The 17,207-nt window shown below is 38.8% G+C and carries 16 protein-coding genes; 8 read left to right on the top strand and 8 right to left on the bottom strand.

The window, feature by feature from the left end:
• The first annotated feature begins 38 nt into the window (after nucleotides 1–38).
• Nucleotides 39–563, top strand: a complete 525-nt coding sequence (locus tag H6G44_RS00425; protein ID WP_190385285.1) for a tetratricopeptide repeat protein — start codon at nucleotides 39–41, stop codon at nucleotides 561–563.
• 266 nt (nucleotides 564–829) lie between these two features.
• On the opposite strand, the gene H6G44_RS00420 is transcribed toward H6G44_RS00425, so the two are convergent.
• The 4 genes from H6G44_RS00420 to H6G44_RS00405 all read right to left on the bottom strand — a co-directional run bounded on the left by H6G44_RS00420 (nucleotide 830) and on the right by H6G44_RS00405 (nucleotide 5,796).
• Complete coding sequence (locus H6G44_RS00420; RefSeq protein ID WP_190385286.1) at nucleotides 830–967, bottom strand: hypothetical protein; 138 nt, start codon at nucleotides 965–967, stop codon at nucleotides 830–832.
• Nucleotides 968–1,201: 234 nt separating this feature from the next.
• Nucleotides 1,202–2,131: a histone deacetylase family protein gene (locus H6G44_RS00415; RefSeq protein WP_190385287.1), complete on the bottom strand. Its 930-nt coding sequence runs from the start codon at nucleotides 2,129–2,131 to the stop codon at nucleotides 1,202–1,204.
• Nucleotides 2,132–2,559: 428 nt separating this feature from the next.
• Nucleotides 2,560–4,458 carry a molecular chaperone DnaK gene (gene dnaK, locus H6G44_RS00410; protein ID WP_190385288.1) on the bottom strand — a complete coding sequence of 633 codons (1,899 nt, stop codon included), beginning with the start codon at nucleotides 4,456–4,458 and terminating at the stop codon, nucleotides 2,560–2,562.
• 489 nt (nucleotides 4,459–4,947) lie between these two features.
• A complete protein-coding gene (locus H6G44_RS00405; protein ID WP_190385289.1) occupies nucleotides 4,948–5,796 on the bottom strand; it encodes a phosphodiester glycosidase family protein in 849 nt (282 codons plus the stop codon).
• 42 nt (nucleotides 5,797–5,838) lie between these two features.
• On the opposite strand from H6G44_RS00405, the gene H6G44_RS00400 reads away from it, so the two are divergent.
• From H6G44_RS00400 to H6G44_RS00390, 3 genes are all read left to right on the top strand, one after another.
• Nucleotides 5,839–6,423, top strand: coding sequence for a pseudouridine synthase (locus H6G44_RS00400; RefSeq protein ID WP_190385290.1), 585 nt, complete (start codon nucleotides 5,839–5,841; stop codon nucleotides 6,421–6,423).
• 108 nt (nucleotides 6,424–6,531) lie between these two features.
• The gene (locus H6G44_RS00395) at nucleotides 6,532–7,818 is read left to right on the top strand and encodes a serine/threonine phosphatase (RefSeq protein WP_190385291.1); all 1,287 of its coding nucleotides are present in this window, start codon (nucleotides 6,532–6,534) and stop codon (nucleotides 7,816–7,818) included.
• Nucleotides 7,819–7,853: 35 nt separating this feature from the next.
• Nucleotides 7,854–9,113: a protein kinase domain-containing protein gene (locus H6G44_RS00390; RefSeq protein WP_190385292.1), complete on the top strand. Its 1,260-nt coding sequence runs from the start codon at nucleotides 7,854–7,856 to the stop codon at nucleotides 9,111–9,113.
• Nucleotides 9,114–9,669: 556 nt separating this feature from the next.
• Here H6G44_RS00390 and H6G44_RS00385 read toward each other — a convergent pair.
• Nucleotides 9,670–9,888 (bottom strand): DUF4327 family protein, encoded by a 219-nt coding sequence (locus H6G44_RS00385; protein ID WP_190385293.1) that lies wholly within the window; start codon nucleotides 9,886–9,888, stop codon nucleotides 9,670–9,672.
• A gap of 620 nt (nucleotides 9,889–10,508) precedes the next feature.
• Nucleotides 10,509–11,885: a chromosomal replication initiator protein DnaA gene (gene dnaA, locus H6G44_RS00380; protein ID WP_190385294.1), complete on the bottom strand. Its 1,377-nt coding sequence runs from the start codon at nucleotides 11,883–11,885 to the stop codon at nucleotides 10,509–10,511.
• Between the two features lie 137 nt (nucleotides 11,886–12,022).
• Between dnaA and H6G44_RS00375 the strand changes: the two genes are divergently transcribed.
• The gene (locus H6G44_RS00375) at nucleotides 12,023–13,279 is read left to right on the top strand and encodes an HhoA/HhoB/HtrA family serine endopeptidase (protein WP_190385363.1); all 1,257 of its coding nucleotides are present in this window, start codon (nucleotides 12,023–12,025) and stop codon (nucleotides 13,277–13,279) included.
• Between the two features lie 139 nt (nucleotides 13,280–13,418).
• Nucleotides 13,419–13,952 carry a peptide deformylase gene (gene def, locus H6G44_RS00370; RefSeq protein ID WP_190385295.1) on the top strand — a complete coding sequence of 178 codons (534 nt, stop codon included), beginning with the start codon at nucleotides 13,419–13,421 and terminating at the stop codon, nucleotides 13,950–13,952.
• On the opposite strand, the gene H6G44_RS00365 is transcribed toward def, so the two are convergent.
• Both H6G44_RS00365 and H6G44_RS00360 read right to left on the bottom strand, forming a co-directional pair.
• Complete coding sequence (locus H6G44_RS00365) at nucleotides 13,925–14,125, bottom strand: hypothetical protein (protein WP_190385369.1); 201 nt, start codon at nucleotides 14,123–14,125, stop codon at nucleotides 13,925–13,927. The two genes, def and H6G44_RS00365, sit on opposite strands and share 28 nt — an antisense overlap.
• Nucleotides 14,122–15,027, bottom strand: coding sequence for a CoB--CoM heterodisulfide reductase iron-sulfur subunit B family protein (locus tag H6G44_RS00360; protein ID WP_190385296.1), 906 nt, complete (start codon nucleotides 15,025–15,027; stop codon nucleotides 14,122–14,124). Before H6G44_RS00360 ends, H6G44_RS00365 begins: the two co-directional genes overlap by 4 nt.
• A 195-nt stretch (nucleotides 15,028–15,222) precedes the next feature.
• Between H6G44_RS00360 and H6G44_RS00355 the strand changes: the two genes are divergently transcribed.
• Together H6G44_RS00355 and fabF are read left to right on the top strand one after the other, a co-directional pair.
• The gene (locus H6G44_RS00355) at nucleotides 15,223–15,474 is read left to right on the top strand and encodes an acyl carrier protein (RefSeq protein WP_190385297.1); all 252 of its coding nucleotides are present in this window, start codon (nucleotides 15,223–15,225) and stop codon (nucleotides 15,472–15,474) included.
• 242 nt (nucleotides 15,475–15,716) lie between these two features.
• Entirely contained in the window at nucleotides 15,717–16,976 is a 1,260-nt protein-coding gene (gene fabF, locus H6G44_RS00350) for a beta-ketoacyl-ACP synthase II (protein ID WP_190385298.1), read from the top strand.
• The last annotated feature ends 231 nt before the right edge of the window (nucleotides 16,977–17,207 follow it).

Genomic DNA, 17,207 nt, shown 5'->3' with positions numbered 1-17,207 from the left:
AATAGATAAGGTATTTTAATAATTTGTATTTGTAGAAAATGGATAGCAATTTAGTCATCATTTATTTGTCAATTTTTGTTGGTTTACTTGCATTTGCAGGTGTGAGTGTTTTTCGTCAAGTATTCAAAACCCGGAAACTTGAAAGCTCCTTAAATAAATTGAAAAACAAATTAACTAAAGAAAAAGGTACGGCTCAAGAATATTATGAATTAGCTAGTATCTATTCAGAAAAAAAAGTATTTAGCCAAGCGATACCCCTATTTCAAAAATCTCTGAAAGCAGCAGAAGAAGAAGGAGAAGAATCTATCGCTCCTATTTATAACGGCTTAGGATATGTTTACTTTGCTCAAGAGCAATATGACTTAGCAATTCGTCATTATAAAGAAGCTATCAAATTAAAACCAGATTATGTATCAGCCCTAAATAATCTCGGACACGCTTATGAGAAGAAAAAATTGAATGCTCAAGCTTTAGAAATGTATGAAGCAACACTTAAATTATCACCTAATAACACCGTTGCTAAACGTCGGGCTGAATCTTTACGTCGTTTAGTTTCTATATAGGCTTTGCTGAATAAACCTACAACCCTACACATTAAAACTTTTATCTGTGTAAAAGGTAAATGAGGCGCAATAAAAATATGATCATAGCATCAAAAATTGTTCAATTTTCCAGACTTGATATTACTTCTAAATCCTCCTGATAGCCAAGCGTGGCGTTAGCCATACTCCTGAACTTCTAGCCCTCTTTGATAGAGTAGAGACAGGTTGTAGATGAAATTTCAGCCATACTGTTATTTTCACCCCTGTCCCCACTGGGAAGCGTAGTTTTAGCTGTCTCCTGTTTTTTCAATAGTTTCAATCACTGCTAACCCTATACTCGAAGCGGCGATTAGCATGATTGTTGATGCTAAAAAAGCAATCGTAAGCATCTTGAGGGCTTGGTCAAAAAAAATATAGGTGGTCATTTGTTCACCTTCTGAACTGTATACAGATACTGGTACTTTCTAATTTTTCTTCACGCCAGGTGACTGAATTCCTGTAATCAGATCTTAACAAAACTTTAGCCCTTTCATGACACAATGACAAAGTTTTATTCCCAAATATTTGCTAAATTTTAACTAGATTCGGTTAAGTACAATACTGAAAAATATAAAATTAGCAAAAAACAAGATTCTGAATTTTTCTAATTAGTAAATCGTTCAACCAGACTCACCTATACAAGCTTGAATTGTAGCAACTACCGATTCCGCAAGACTTGGTAAATCATAACCACCTTCTAAACCAAACATGATTTTTTTGGTTATACTTAAACAGTATTCTGTAAATAAACCAAAATCTTTTGGTTGTAAATTAATACCAGCCAAAGGATCATTAGTATTAGCATCATAACCAGCACTAATAATCAATAAATCTGGCTGAAAATTGGTTAAAAATGGGATAATTCTCCCTTCCCACAGAGATTGATAGACAGTAATATCACTACCAGGATCAATAGGTAAATTTAACACATTATTGTGTAAACCTTGTTGAGAAGCATCCCCTGTACCTGGGTAAGCTGGATATTGGTGAAGAGAAATATAAGCAATTTCTGGGTGAGTTTCGACTATTGCTTCCGTACCATTTCCGTGATGTACATCCCAATCTAGAATAGCAACGCGCTTAACCGTAGGTTGCTGTAAAGCATATAAAGCAGCAATTGCCGCATTAGAAAATAAACAAAAGCCCATACCCGTATCACTTACCGCATGATGTCCTGGTGGACGCGCTAATATAAAAGCTGAATCATCTGTATTAAGAATAATATCAATTCCATCTAACCAAGCACTAACCGCTAATAACGCTACATCATAACTGCGGGGAGAAACGGGAGTATCTCTATCTAAATAACCCCCACCAGAGACAGCGATATCTTTAACTTTGTTAATATAGGTTGTCGAATGAACATTTTCTATCCAAGACATTAACAATGGTTTTAATAATACAGGTGTAGGTAACTTCCAGGTAATTTTTTCTACAAAATTCCCAGATTTTAAAGCGTCAACTATAGCAGTCAATCTAGCTGGTTTTTCAGGGTGGTAGATTCCCGTTTTGTGATCTAAAAATTCGTCAGAATAAATAACTTGTAGCATATATTTCTATATCCAAAGTCTGAAATTTAAATTAGTTGGCAGTCAAGAAACCCATTAACATGATATAGATATATTACACCAATAGGTACAGCATAGAAAGTATAACTCCAATAAATCGGGACATTGAGTACATCATCAGCAAAAAGGGAACAGGGAACTGGTGTATAAGTAATTAGACTGGGGAACAATATTAGGAAATTCGAGAAGTTTTATTAAAAATCACCGCAGCTTTTGCTTAAAAAAAACGCCAATAAAGAGATCGAAGGGCTTGACATTTGATTTTAAATTTGTTATGATAGAACTGACAAGGAAGAACTATCTTATCATAAACAATTTAACTGCCATCAGAAATACCCATTTAGCACAATGACTGAATGGGTATTATTCCCCTAGGGCGGATAACCCCCGCCCGTTATCAGAATTAATTACTACTTGCTTTCGGTGAAATCAGCATCAATGACATCATCACCGGAGGGAGCAGAACCACCACCAGGGGATTCAGCACCAGTAGCGCCAGCATCACCACCAGCTTGTTGATAGATATTACTACCAATAGCAAACAGGGCTTGTTGCAGTTCTGGCATTAACTTCTGAATTTGAGCATCATCTTCCTTAGCAACAGCCTCTTTAACTTCCTTCACCAAACCCTCAACCTTAGTCTTATCAGCAGCAGCAACCTTATCACCCAACTCTTGTAACTGCTTTTCAGCTTGATAAGCTAAAGTATCGGCTTGGTTTTTGCGTTCAATTTTTTCACGGCGCTCCTTATCAGAAGAAGCATTTTGTTCAGCTTCCCTAACCATGCGTTCTACATCATTCTTATCAAGAGTAGAAGCGCCAGTGATACTAATAGATTGTTCCTTACCAGTTCCCTTATCCTTAGCCGCAACATTGAGAATACCGTTAGCGTCAATATCAAAAGTAACTTCAATTTGGGGAACACCACGAGGAGCAGGAGGAATACCATCCAAACGGAAAGTACCTAAACTCTTGTTATCATTGGCAAATTCTCTCTCACCCTGGAGAACGTGAATTTCCACATTGCTTTGTCCGTCCACAGCAGTAGAAAACACCTCAGACTTTTTAGTAGGAATTGTCGTATTACGAGGGATAATCTTAGTCATCACACCGCCCAAAGTTTCCACACCCAAAGACAATGGTGTTACATCCAACAACAAAATACCCGTAACATCACCAGCCAAAACCCCCGCCTGAATCGCAGCACCAACCGCCACAACCTCATCAGGGTTAACAGTTTGGTTAGGATCCTTACCTAAAACCCGCTTAACCACATCCTGAACAGCAGGAATCCGAGTCGAACCACCAACCAGAACCACCTCATCAATATTGGTTTTATTCAACTTCGCACCCTTGAGCGCGTCTTCCACAGGAATGCGGCAACGGTCAATCAAATCAGAACAAAGTTCCTCAAAAGTCGCACGAGTGAGAATTGTATCTAAATGCTTAGGACCATCCTGCGTAGCAGTAATAAATGGTAAATTAATTTCCGCTTGGGTGACACTAGAAAGTTCAATTTTAGCTTTTTCTGCGGCCTCAGTCAGACGTTGTAAAGCTTGTTTGTCCTTACGGAGGTCAATACCTTCATCCTTTTTGAACTTTTCAGCCAAGAAATCAACAATCTTCTTATCAAAATCATCACCACCTAAATGAGTATCCCCAGATGTTGACAACACCTCAAAAACACCATCACCTACCTCCAGCACAGACACATCAAAAGTACCACCACCCAAATCAAACACTAAAATAGTCTCATTGCTCTTCTTATCAAAACCATAAGCCAGAGAAGCCGCCGTCGGTTCATTGATAATGCGGAGAACATCAATACCAGCAATTTTTCCCGCATCCTTAGTCGCTTGACGTTGGGAATCATTGAAATAAGCAGGAACAGTAATTACAGCTTGGGTAACAGTTTCACCCAGATATTTACTAGCATCCTCCACCAACTTACGCAGAACCTTAGCAGAAATTTCCTCAGGAGCAAACTGTTTACCAGCCCCCGGCGAATCCACCTTAACATTACCACCGCTACTGAGAACCTTATAAGAAACCTCCGTCGCCTCGTTCGTAATCTCCTCAAAACGACGACCAATAAAGCGTTTCACCGAATAAAAAGTATTTTCCGGGTTCATTACCGCCTGCCGTTTGGCGATTTGACCAACCAAATTGTCGCCATTTTTGGCAAAAGCAACCACCGAGGGAGTCGTCCGAAAACCTTCCGCATTAGCGATAACAGTCGGTTTACCACCTTCCATTACTGCCACACAGGAGTTTGTTGTTCCTAAATCAATGCCAACTACTTTCGCCATTTTGGGTTTTTACTCCGTATAAAATTACTAAATGAACCAGAAAAATTATCCGCTTTAGTCAGTTGTTAGTGGTCATTGGTCATTGGTCATTGGGAAATATATTGTATTCTCCCTGTCCCCTGTTACCTGTCACCAATCACCTGTCAACTGTCACCTGTCAACTGTCACCTGCTATAGTAGCTATCCCATGAAGGGTGGTTTACCGAACCGTCAGGAAAACCGCAAATTTTATAAATTATCTCTAGTGGTTTCATGGATTAACGTGCATTCACATTGACTAATGTATGAGAATTAATACCTTCAGGAATTGGGGTGAACCGTAACTTTATAGTCGTATTTGCCGTCAAACCCTCTTGGGAATTGAAAATTAATAATTAAATATTGAAAATAATACCCCAGACTCCGTAACAAGATAGCCATGGACAATAGATAATTATTCCCCCCCCTGCTCCCTACCCCTTGTCTCATGAAACAGATATCAGCCGCGCCCTACCGTTTTTGAAACTTCAGCCATGCCTGTTGTAGAGCCGCCGGCGCTGGATTTCCACCATCATAAATAACAATAACATTAGTTAATCGTCTACCAGCCGGGACTAAAATAGTACTTTTACTAGCCAAAGCCCTAGATGCTCCACCATCCAAATTCATCGCCTCATAACAGCCCACAGCCCTCATCACCTCCGCTTCTTGTCGCAGAGAGATATTAAAGTCAAAAGTTACTAAAATTAACCTAGTTCCATCTTGGTTAAAACCAATTGCTGTCCGGGCGCTACTACCCAAAACAGTAGGATCTTTGAACCCTTCAATATTAGGACGTAACCAAATTTTCCCTTTTCGCAATAATCTCGGTCCAGAACTTATAGAAAACCAAAATTTATTCCCTTCCGGTTTACCCTCCGCCCTCACCGTCACCATTTCCGGTTTATTGCCAACACCCAATCTCAAAGTAGTTCCAAAATTTTCCCAAGGACTGTATTTCAGGGATTTTCCCCCAGCAATCATATTACCCATCACCGTTTTTTGGGGATTTTTGGCGAAAAAAGTCCCATTAGCAACAACAGCCGCTTGATAACGCCCCACCAACTTACCAAACTCCTCATCACCACTCGTTTTTTGAATAGAATTAGCGAAGCCCGCATTATTAGCCAAACCAATAGTAATCAAGTTTTTTGGGTCTCGAAGATTAACAATAGTTTGATAAAAAGTAATACCATTAAATTGACCCCTGTTAATCTGTACAGATTGGGCGTGACTAGGTGCCGTGAGAAATAGTCCTTGTGCCAAAGTCGCTCCACCCAAAAATAAAAAAGACCTGCGACTGATTTTAGTAATTGTCATAATTCATGTTTATTAAATCCTTTTTCCTTCTTCCTCTATTTTATGAATAATCGGTATATTATTTTTCACAAACCCTATGGAGTTTTGAGCCAATTTACCCAAGAAAGTCCTAAACATATCACCCTTAAACAGTATATAGATATTCCTGATATTTATCCCGTCGGGCGTTTAGATTGGGACAGCGAAGGCTTACTCTTATTAACCAATCATGGACAGTTCCAGCATCGTCTCGCCCATCCCCGCTTTCGTCATCAACGTACCTATTGGTCCCAAGTAGAACGTATTCCTGATGCCACCGCAATTCATCAACTCCAAAAAGGAGTAGAAATTCAAGACTACCGCACTCGTCCCGCTCAAGTTAGGTTATTGTTAGAAGAACCATCCGTCATTCAACGCATCCCACCCATCAGAACCCGGAAAAATATACCCACAGCCTGGCTAGAAATTACCCTCACCGAAGGTAAAAACCGCCAAGTTCGTCGCATGACTGCCACCGTGGGTTTTCCCACCTTACGGTTAATTAGAGTCAGTATTGCTAATATTCAATTACATGACTTAGCTCCAGGAGAATGGCGCGAACTCACAACCCTTGAACTCACAAGCCTAAATCATGCACCGGAAAACTAAACCAAAGAGTTGTATTACTAAAATACTCCAGAAATCCCAAAAAAATCCAGACATTTAAATATTCGTGAAAAGCACCTCTTTCGCCGTGAAAATCAAACAAATCCCACCATGCTAACTTGCCCCCAGTGTAAATTTAAAAACCCTAACATCAATAAATTCTGTCAAAACTGTGGCACATCTCTAACCCACAAAATCTGCCCCAAATGCAGCACCAAAATAGCCTTAAATATCCAGCATTGTCCTCAATGTAGTACAGAATGTAGCACCACCTCCTATGCCTTAATCACCCAGGAAGAACATCAGGTAGTTTCTGTAATCCCAGAACCCACTCAACTCACCCAAAATTTAGAAAATATAGCAAATGAAAACAGCCATACTAGCCCCTTCCACCAAATTGACTTAGAATCTTATTTAGATCCCCAGCAGCGTTATCCAATAGCCGAAATAGTGACAGAGATAACCACTCAGGAAAAACCCGACTTTTCCCCCACCGTCTTACAAGCAAGTAGTGAGGCAGAAACTAAATTAGCAACTGAAAATGATGATTCCCAAACTATCTTATCCATGGAGCTAAGTAGTTTAGAATATGTCGCATATACTGATCTAGGTCGTCAACGCCATCACAATGAAGACTACTTTAGCGTTGATAGCCAATTCCATAAACTAGAACTACCTAATCATAGCATAGTCACAGCACAAGGTTTATATATTCTTTGTGATGGTATGGGTGGTCATGCTGGAGGTGAAATAGCCAGTGAGTTAGCTGTAAATACTATCCGTAAATACTTTCAAGAAACCTGGGTCAAAGGAGAATTACCTGGGACTGAATCTATCTGTGATGCTATTTACCTAGCTAATCAAGCTATTTATGAGCTTAATCAACAAGAATCACGTTCCGGTACTAAACGCATGGGTACTACTTTGGTTATGCTGTTACTTCAGAATAATCAAGCAGCAATTGCCCATGTCGGCGATAGTCGTCTTTATCGTCTAACTCACAAGCAAGGATTAGAACAAATAACTATAGATCATGAAGTGGGTCAGCAAGAAATTGCTAGGGGTGTAGAACCTAGTATAGCTTATGGACGTGTAGATGCTTACCAGCTTACCCAGGCTTTGGGTCCACGCAATGAAAATTATATCTCTCCTGATGTGACGTTATTTAATATCAATGAAGATATGCTCCTGGTATTGGTATCAGATGGTTTATCAGATAATGACTGTCTAGAAACTCATTGGCTAACTCATCTCCAACCTTTACTAAGTTATACTACTAACTTAGAAACGGGTATTCAAAATTTGATTGAGTTGGGTAATGAATACAACGGTCATGACAATCTTACGGCTATACTAGTGCGAGTAAAAGTCCGCCCGTCTTCACCAAGTTGCTTATAAAACTACTTTTTTGATCTTAAATTTTAGGTTGTATTGTGATTACTCTGACCCTACTGGAAAAAGGCACAAAAATACCGCTTCAACAGTGGTTATTTGAGGGTTCTACCGTCATTCGCGTTGGTCGGGCGGTAGATAATCACGTGGTTTTGGCGGAAAATTCAGTTTCTCGGTATCATTTAGAACTTAAATTAATTACTAGCGCCAGGGGGGATGATTGGGAATTAACTAGTCAAGGGACTAATGGAACTTTCCTGAATGGCTCTCTCGTAACTAAATGTATCATTCCTGATAATTCTTTACTGCAATTAGCTCAGGGCGGTCCTGTACTCAAGGTTCAAATTCAGGATTTATCCCCCCCCATACTTATTCAACCCTCTTCTGAAGCGGTGGGGAAAATTAGTCAGAACATGACACCCGCATACTCCAGCACTGATTGTACCCATGAAGGAAATCAGCCTCAGAACCTATTTTGTATTCACTGTGGTCAACCGGTTTTGGTCCAAAAAACCGTTCGCCATTATCAGGTGTTACGCACTCTCGGAAAGGGTGGTATGGGTACTACCTATTTAGCTTGGGATGGTGCAGGTAAAATTACAGGTATGCCACAATTACTTGTACTTAAACAGATGAATGCCGATATGATGAAAATACCTAAGGCTCAAGAGTTATTCATCCGAGAAGCCAGTATTCTCAAGCATCTTAACCATACAGGAGTTCCTAAGTATTATGACTTCTTTATGGAAATCGGTAAAAAATACTTGGCTATGGAATTAATTCACGGACAAGATTTAGACAAACGCATTAGGTTAAATGGACCTGTAACATCTAAACAGGCAATCACCTGGATGGTACAAACTTGTGATATTCTGGATTATCTGCACAACCAAGAAACACCATTAATCCATCGGGACATTAAACCAGCTAATTTAATGGTGCGAAATAGTAATAATACTATTGTTGTTCTGGACTTTGGCGCTGTTAAGGAAATCGGTACACAACCAGGTACGAGAATCGGCGCTGAGGGCTTCTGCGCTCCTGAACAAGACAGGGGACAACCTCTGACTCAATCTGATTTGTATGCTATTGGTCCGACGTTGATTTTTTTATTAACTGGGGAAAATCCTTTAAAATTCTATCGTCAGAGAGGGCGCAGTTTTCGCTTTGATATTAAGGGTATACCAACAATTAGTGACAAATTAAGACAGGTAATTGATTGTGTTACAGAACCTTTACCACGCGATCGCTATCATACTGCTAAAGATCTCGCTGAGGCATTAATATTAGTCAGCAGTTAGTAGAATTTGAGCAGCAGTTAATTTCAATTCGGAAAAAATGTGGGAAATTATTTGATCATCGTTTCTGAATTTGTTGATTTTATACTCATCACCAATTAGAGAATAAACTGATATCAATCGCGGGCAAGATGCCCGCCCCACAAGAGTTTCATGATTCAACTTTGTACCTCATCTTCAGCGGAAAAGGCTGTAAGCGACTACACTCTATCGTTAAAAACCCAGTTCTGCTTTCGTGTTTTCCTAATGGCGGATTCATCTTTTGTAATTTCCCCATCATACAATTCATAAAATCCGCCTTCTGGTTTCCATTTAATAAACCCTTCAAAAGTCACTAACTAAGTTTTAGGTAAGGTTTGAACCATAATTGACCTACCTTGATAAAAATTCTTGAGTATGTATTTTGGTAATGAACCCCAGATGATTATTGTGCTAAATACATAGCAGAACCAGAGCAAAATTGCACACACCATGAGAACAAAGATAAAGTTCTATTATTACCAGGGTTAGGCGTGTTTGCGCTGAGTTATGCTAGATATAGCTGGTATAATTTAGATGTTTAATCGTCGTCCCACTTTTCTACTGCTAGTAAATCACTAATTGGATCTTGGGTGCTAAATCCAAAGTCTAGCAACTCTTGCTTCCAATGCTGCCATTCATCGCCATAAAGTAATGCAATTTTCCAAATCCTATCATTGGGTTTGATAATATTGGATTCTATGAGTGATTGCACGTTGCGCTGCAATTTCACCATTGGGTGAATTACTTGCTGAATCATAACCTCGGTGTATTTCAGATTTTTGTGTGTAAATTCTTGATTAAAACAGCCTTCCGTGGGCAATTATTACCTGTGCGTAGAGCAATTATAGTTTGGTAAAGCTAGTTCTAACTTTTTCACTATACCATAACTAACAAGAGTAAGTTGCTTGAGAATTTGGTTTTGCACGGTAATCACTACCACTGAGCAATATGTTATGCCCAACAGTCGTGGACAAGTCCATTTGGCAAAGTTTTTAGGCTTGTAATCGCCATTATAACGCAAGTAGAAAAAATTGACACTAAATTTTTTAATTTTAGTTGTGGTCTTGATTTGGAGTGACTTATTGTTAAGCGGGTTGTTGACTATACCGTAAAAGCTAACTGTTTGTCTACTTTGTCGAGCTTCAAAAATTGCTGTATTCATAAATTGGTTTATTTGTCAATAGTCCCGATATAAAAAAGTATTATAGATACTTCCCTGTGGAAAAGCTGTGGAAAACCTATTTTAGCTTTCGATAAAGTCAATCAAGTTTTCTACAGATTATCCGCGAAATTTGGGTTTTTACCAAGATCCAATTATACAGATTTTAATTTAATAAATTGGTTTTTTGGTTGTGGAAAACCTCAAGGAAGTTAATTCTATATTCTAGAACGAGTAGTCATTTGAATGCGATCGCTCAATTGGTGTAAAGTTTGAATTAAATTCTGATCAGTTTCTTGTAACTGAGCAATCTTTTCACAACTATACATTACTGTCGTATGATCTTTACCACCAAACTCCTCGCCTATTTTGGGTAAACTGAGATTGGTAAGTTGTCGCATTAAATACATGGCTATTTGTCTGGCCCAACTAATTTCTCGACGACGGGAATTACCTTTTAAGTCGTCAATGGAAACACTCAAAGCATCTGCGACTACATTTAAAATTATTTCTGGAGTGGTTTCTATTTTTTGGCTAGGAGTTCCTAAAATGGGAGCAAGATTTTCCACAGTCATAGGTAACCCCCAAATAGAAATATAAGCTAAAGCCCGAATTAATGCCCCTTCCAATTCACGGATATTAGAAGTACAATTAGAAGCAATATATTCAACCACCTCCCGTGGTAAACGAATATTTTCATATTCGGCTTTTTTCTGCAAAATTGCCATTCTGGTTTCTAAATCAGGGGTTTGAATATCCGCAATTAGTCCCATAGAAAACCGTGAACAAAGCCGTTGTTGTAAACTAGGAATTTGATGGGGAGGACGGTCTGAAGCAATAACAACTTGCTTACCTGCCTCATGTAAAGTATTAAAGGTATGAAAAAATTCCTCTTGAGTATATTCTTTCCCCTCAAGAAATTGAATGTCATCAACTAGCAGCATATCAGCAGCCCGATAATGTTCACGAAAACTTTGCATACTATCCTGACGAATTGCGGTAATTAAATCATTGGTAAAATGCTCCGTAGACACATAAAATATTTTAGAGTAGGGAGATATTTCCTGGCGATAATTACCAATAGCTTGCATGAGGTGAGTTTTTCCTAAACCGACACCACCACATAAAAATAATGGATTAAATTCCCTCCCTGGATATTCGGCCACTGCTAAAGAAGCAGCATGAGCCATGCGATTGTTAGCGCCGACAACAAATCGAGAAAAAACATATTTAGAATTTAAATCTGAAGTTTTTTGATTATTTCCAGAGTATTTGCTCCAAATATGATTTATTGGTAATAAATTTCCCCCAATATCCTGTTGACCCAGATGAGAAGTTTCCTCATCTTCAACCACAGTAATATAAATTTCGATTGGATAACCCACAATATCTTGGGCTACATTAGCAATAGTATGGATGTAATGTTTCTGAAGCCAATTGCGAGCGAAGGGATTAGGAGCGTATATTACCAAGCAGTTGTTCTCTAACTGCTGTGCTTTAGCTGTCTTAATCCAAGTTTCAAAGGTAGGAGGTGCTAACTCTAACTGTAGACGCTCTAATACATGATTCCATAAACCATCTATGGGAATTGCCATTCACACCACCTCTATCCGTAATTCGTCGTTTCTATTTGTAATTACTTTTATGTTGCCTATAATCATTTTGATAAAAACCAGATAGCTAAGATCCTAACATCTACTAACATAAAGAATACTCAAGCATGATCATGACGATGAAAATTAATAATCATAACCTAGTAGCTAAAAATATTCATACCAAATTTTTACCGCAAAAATTGGAAAATAAGAGTAAAAAATGGATCGCAGTGTGTAGCGTAGCAGTTTTGATACTGGGAGGTTGTACTAATCTCAGGAAAGGGACCGCAGAAATCGAACCCAGTAATACACAACCACAAAAAACCACCGCACCCACTACAGAAATTGCTGCTCCGGCGATTTTCTCTGCTTCTGGAGATCATAATTTTGTTGTCAAAGTAGTACAAAAGGTGGGAGGTGCAGTTGTTCGCATTGATTCGACTAGAACCGTCACAACTCAAGCTCCAGATGAATTTTCCGATCCCTTTTTTCGCGGCTTTTTTGCGATTCCATCACAACCAAAAGAAAGGGTAGAACGAGGTAGCGGTTCGGGATTTATCATTAATTCATCTGGACAAATTTTAACTAATTCTCATGTTGTAGATGGTGCTGATTTAGTTACAGTTACTCTTAAAGATGGCCGAACTTTTAAAGGTAAGGTGTTAGGAGAAGATGCAATAACAGATGTTGCTGTAATTCAAATTGATGCGAATAACTTACCCAGTCTAGCATTAGGTAAGTCTGATACTTTACAACCAGGAGAAGCTGTGATTGCTATTGGTAATCCATTGGGTTTAAATAATACTGTTACATCAGGAATTATCAGCGCTACAGGTCGTTCTAGTAGTGAAATTGGTGCGAGTGATAAACGTGTTGATTATTTACAAACAGATGCAGCCATTAACCCCGGAAACTCCGGTGGACCACTATTAAATGCCCGTGGTGAAGTTATTGGGATGAATACAGCAATCATTCAAGGTGCTCAAGGTTTGGGATTTGCTATTCCTATTAATACTGCTCAAAAAATCGCTGAGGAATTAATTGCTAAAGGTAGAGTTGATCATCCCTATTTGGGAATACAAATGGTAACATTAACACCTGAAGTTAAGGAAAGAATTATTGCTCGATTTGGTGATAAAATGAATTTATCTGCAAGTCAAGGAATTTTATTAGTTAGAATTGTTCCTAACTCGCCCGCAGCGACTTCTGGATTAAGGCCAGGAGATGTGATTAAAACTATTAATAATCAACCCGTTTTCAAAGTTGATGAGGTACAAAAATTAGTGGAAAATAGTAAAATTGGTATTCCTCTACAAGTGCAAGTTGATCGCAATGGCAAAATTTTTCAAGTTTTAGTTAAACCCGCACCTTTACCAATTAACAAAGAAAATTGATATTTGGTTAGTTGTCCCAGATTTCCTGCTCAGAATTACCAAGGGGCGTTCCTTAAAATTCCTTAGAAACTGTCAAAATCAGGATACCTATGATTAATCTAATGAACAAAATGGAAACAGAAAAAATAGAGCTTTGAAAATGAATGAACTAACACCAATTATTAAATTAGGTAATCCGATATTACGACAAAAAGCTGCTGCGGTTGAGAATATTCAAAGTCAAGAAATTCAAAACCTGATTGATGAATTAATTACCTCAGTTTCTCAAGCTAATGGGGTGGGAATTGCAGCACCACAAATAGCATCATCTTACCGTCTATTTATCGTCGCTTCCCGTCCTAATGCTAGATATCCACACGCACCAGAAATGCAGCCGACCGCAATGATTAACCCCCGAATTATTGCCCATTCTTCAGAAATGCTTAAAGATTGGGAAGGTTGTTTAAGTGTCCCTGATATTAGGGGTTTAGTTCCTAGATATCAAACAGTTGAAGTTGAATATACAGACCGTTATGGTAATTTACAAAAACAACAATTAACGGATTTTATTGCCCGAATTTTTCAACATGAATATGATCATTTGGAAGGATTAGTATTTTTAGATCGTGTGGAAAATAATCATGATTTAATTAGTGAGGAAGAATATCAGAAATCTGTAATGGGTAATGGGTAATGGGTAATGGGTAATGGGTAATGGGTAATGGGTAATGGGTAATGGGTAATGGGTAATTGGTAATTGGTAATTGGTAATTGGTAATTGGTAATTGGTAATTGGTAATTGGTAATTGGTAATTGGTAATTGGTAATGGGAAGAAAAATATTATTTCCTTCCCACAATTTGATCAAAATCCTAATTTTTCTAAAATGGGTTTTGTAGACACAATATGTCTTTCTAAACCCAATTCTTTGGGACTAACACCTAAGGCTAAAGCAATTAATTGGGGTAAGTGTAAAATCGGTAAATCTAACTTTTGTCTAATTACCTTTTCTACTTCTGGTTGACGAGAATCTAAATTCAAATGACACAAAGGACATGGTGTAACAATACAATCAGCCCCATTATTTAAAGCTTCTTGGATATGATTTCCAGCCATTTGAAAAGATTCATTTGTCGCATAGCTAGACAAAGGCCAACCACAACATTGAGTCCTGCCACGATAATATACAGGTGTCGCTCCTACAGCCCGAAATACATTTTCCATTGCTTCGGGTTGAAAAGGATCATCATAGAACATAGACTTTTGAGCGCGGAGCAGATAACAACCATAAAAAGCTGCACATTTTAAACCACTTAATTTCTTAGTAACACGCTGAGAAATTTCCTCTAAACCATAATCTGTCACCAAAGCATATAAAAGATGTTTAACTTCCGTACTACCCCGATAAGGAGAACAGCCCTCTTTCACTAATAAACCATTAACTTTGTTGAGATAATCGGGATTGGTTGATTGACATTCTTTTAAACGTTCATCAACGTGACCGATAACACCCTGACAAGTGCTACAATGAGTCAGCAAAGGAAGATCCAAAGATTCCGCTAAAGCGATATTTCTAGCATTAACAGTATCTTCTAATAATTGAGAATCTTCTTTAAATGTACCAGAACCACAACAAGCAGCTTTTTTCAATTCAATCAGTTCAATACCTAACGCTTTAGTTAGAGATTGGGTTGATAAATACAGTTCTCGACAAGCTCCTTGTGCTACACAACCAGGATAATAAGCGTACTTCAGATTTTTAGATAGCATAAAATTATATTTGGTTTAGATTTACACCGATTTTCGACGTATTCCCCCATTCCCTTTTCCCTGACATAATCTTTAATCTCCAATTTTAATGATAGAACCTATACTCAGATTCACTCTTTCCGATAAGATGAATATGCCCAAAAAAACTTTGTTCATTGAGAGCAAATCATAGCAACTTGTTAAGGAGTTTTATTTATGAGCCAAGCAGATATTTTTGAAAAAGTGAAAAAAATTGTTGTTGAACAACTCAGTGTAGAAGCTGAAAAGGTTACACCAGAGTCGAATTTTAGTAACGATTTAGGGGCTGATTCCCTGGATACAGTTGAGCTAGTCATGGCTTTGGAAGAAGAATTTGAGATCGAGATTCCTGATGAAGCGGCTGAAAAAATTACAACAGTTCAAGAGACTGTGGAATACATTGAGAAAAAGATCGTTACATCTGCTTAATCAAGGAATTATCTAGTATAAGCGGGCTTGAAGAGATATTTCAAAAGTATACAGATTAACTGGATAAACCCGCCCGTACATGAGTGTTGAGTGTCTAAGCTATAAGTTTGACTTCAAAAAAGCGCCAAAGGTTCATCATCATATTGAAGAAATAGTATACTTTTGACTAAGGATACTTAACTCGGAACTCAGCACTCTTAAATTTTCCTCCCTGCTGCTTTTTCGCCATATTTAATCTAATCATGACAGACTATAAACGTAATCGCGTTGTTGTAACAGGTGTGGGCGCGATTACACCCATTGGAAACACACCCACCGAATATTGGCAAGGATTATTAAGCGGACGCAATGGTATTGACTATATCACCGCTTTTGATGCTTCTAAACATAGTTGTCGCATTGCTGGTGAAGTTAAAAACTTTGATCCAGAAATTTACTTGGAGCGCAAAGAAGCCAAGCGCATGGATCGTTTTTCTCAACTGGGTGTATCAGCGGCTATTCAAGCTGTTGCAGATTCAGGATTAGTAATAGACGATCTCAACGCTGAACAAATTGGCGTGATTATCGGTTCTGGTATTGGTGGTATTAAAGTATTAGAAGACCAACAAACCATTTATTTAGATCCTAAACGTGGTCCTAGTCGTTGTAGTCCCTTCATGATTCCCATGATGATCGCTAATATGGCAGCAGGACTAACAGCAATTCACACGGGCGCGAAAGGTCCTAATTCCTGCTCTGTCACTGCCTGTGCAGCCGGTTCTAATTCCATTGGTGATGCCTTTCGTCAAATTCAGGGAGGATACGCTAAAGCTATGATCTGTGGCGGTTGTGAAGCAGCAGTTACACCTTTGTCAGTAGCAGGATTTGCGGCTGCTCGCGCTTTATCCTTCCGCAATGATGATCCAGCCCATGCTTGTCGTCCATTTGATCGTGATCGAGACGGTTTTGTGATGGGTGAAGGCGCGGGAATTTTAATTCTCGAAGAGCTAGAACACGCCATAAATCGCGGTGCAAGGATTTATGGGGAAATGGTGGGTTATGGGATGACCTGTGATGCTTATCACATGACCTCGCCCGTACCCGGTGGTTTAGGTGCGGCTAGGGCGATAGAATTAGCTTTAAAAGATGGGTCACTTACGCCACAGATGGTTAGTTACATCAATGCTCATGGGACCAGCACACCAGCTAATGATGCCAATGAAACTGCTGCTATCAAGAAAGCTTTGGGAGAGTATGCTTATCGAGTAGCCATCAGTTCCACTAAATCCATGACAGGACATCTTTTAGGTGGTTCAGGTGGAATTGAAGCCGTAGCGACAATTTTAGCCATCGCTGATGATCAAATTCCCCCGACCATCAACATCGAAAATCTAGATCCAGAATGCGACCTAGATTATGTCCCCGACACTAGCCGCGCTCAAGTAGTCGAGGTAGCTTTATCTAATTCTTTTGGCTTTGGTGGTCATAATGTTACTCTAGCCTTCAAGAAATTTACTCCCTAAAGATACTTACTAGTCAGGTAATAGGTAACAGGTAAAGTTAATAACCCAATTATCCATTACTAAAACTCGTATTATTGATCCTCGCCTCATTTTGCCCCTAGTTTGCTTTTTAGAAGTGAACACAAGACAAGTATGATAGAGACATTCAAGCCTAACCAATAGCCTAGCTTTGGGAAGGCATGATTAAATTTATCGGCCTTATTCATCACTAAAAACCTCAAAAATCCCGCT

Source organism: Aphanizomenon flos-aquae FACHB-1287, assembly GCF_014698755.1.
Lineage (GTDB): Bacteria > Cyanobacteriota > Cyanobacteriia > Cyanobacteriales > Nostocaceae > Dolichospermum > Dolichospermum flosaquae.
This window is presented reverse-complemented; position numbering and strand designations above follow the sequence as displayed.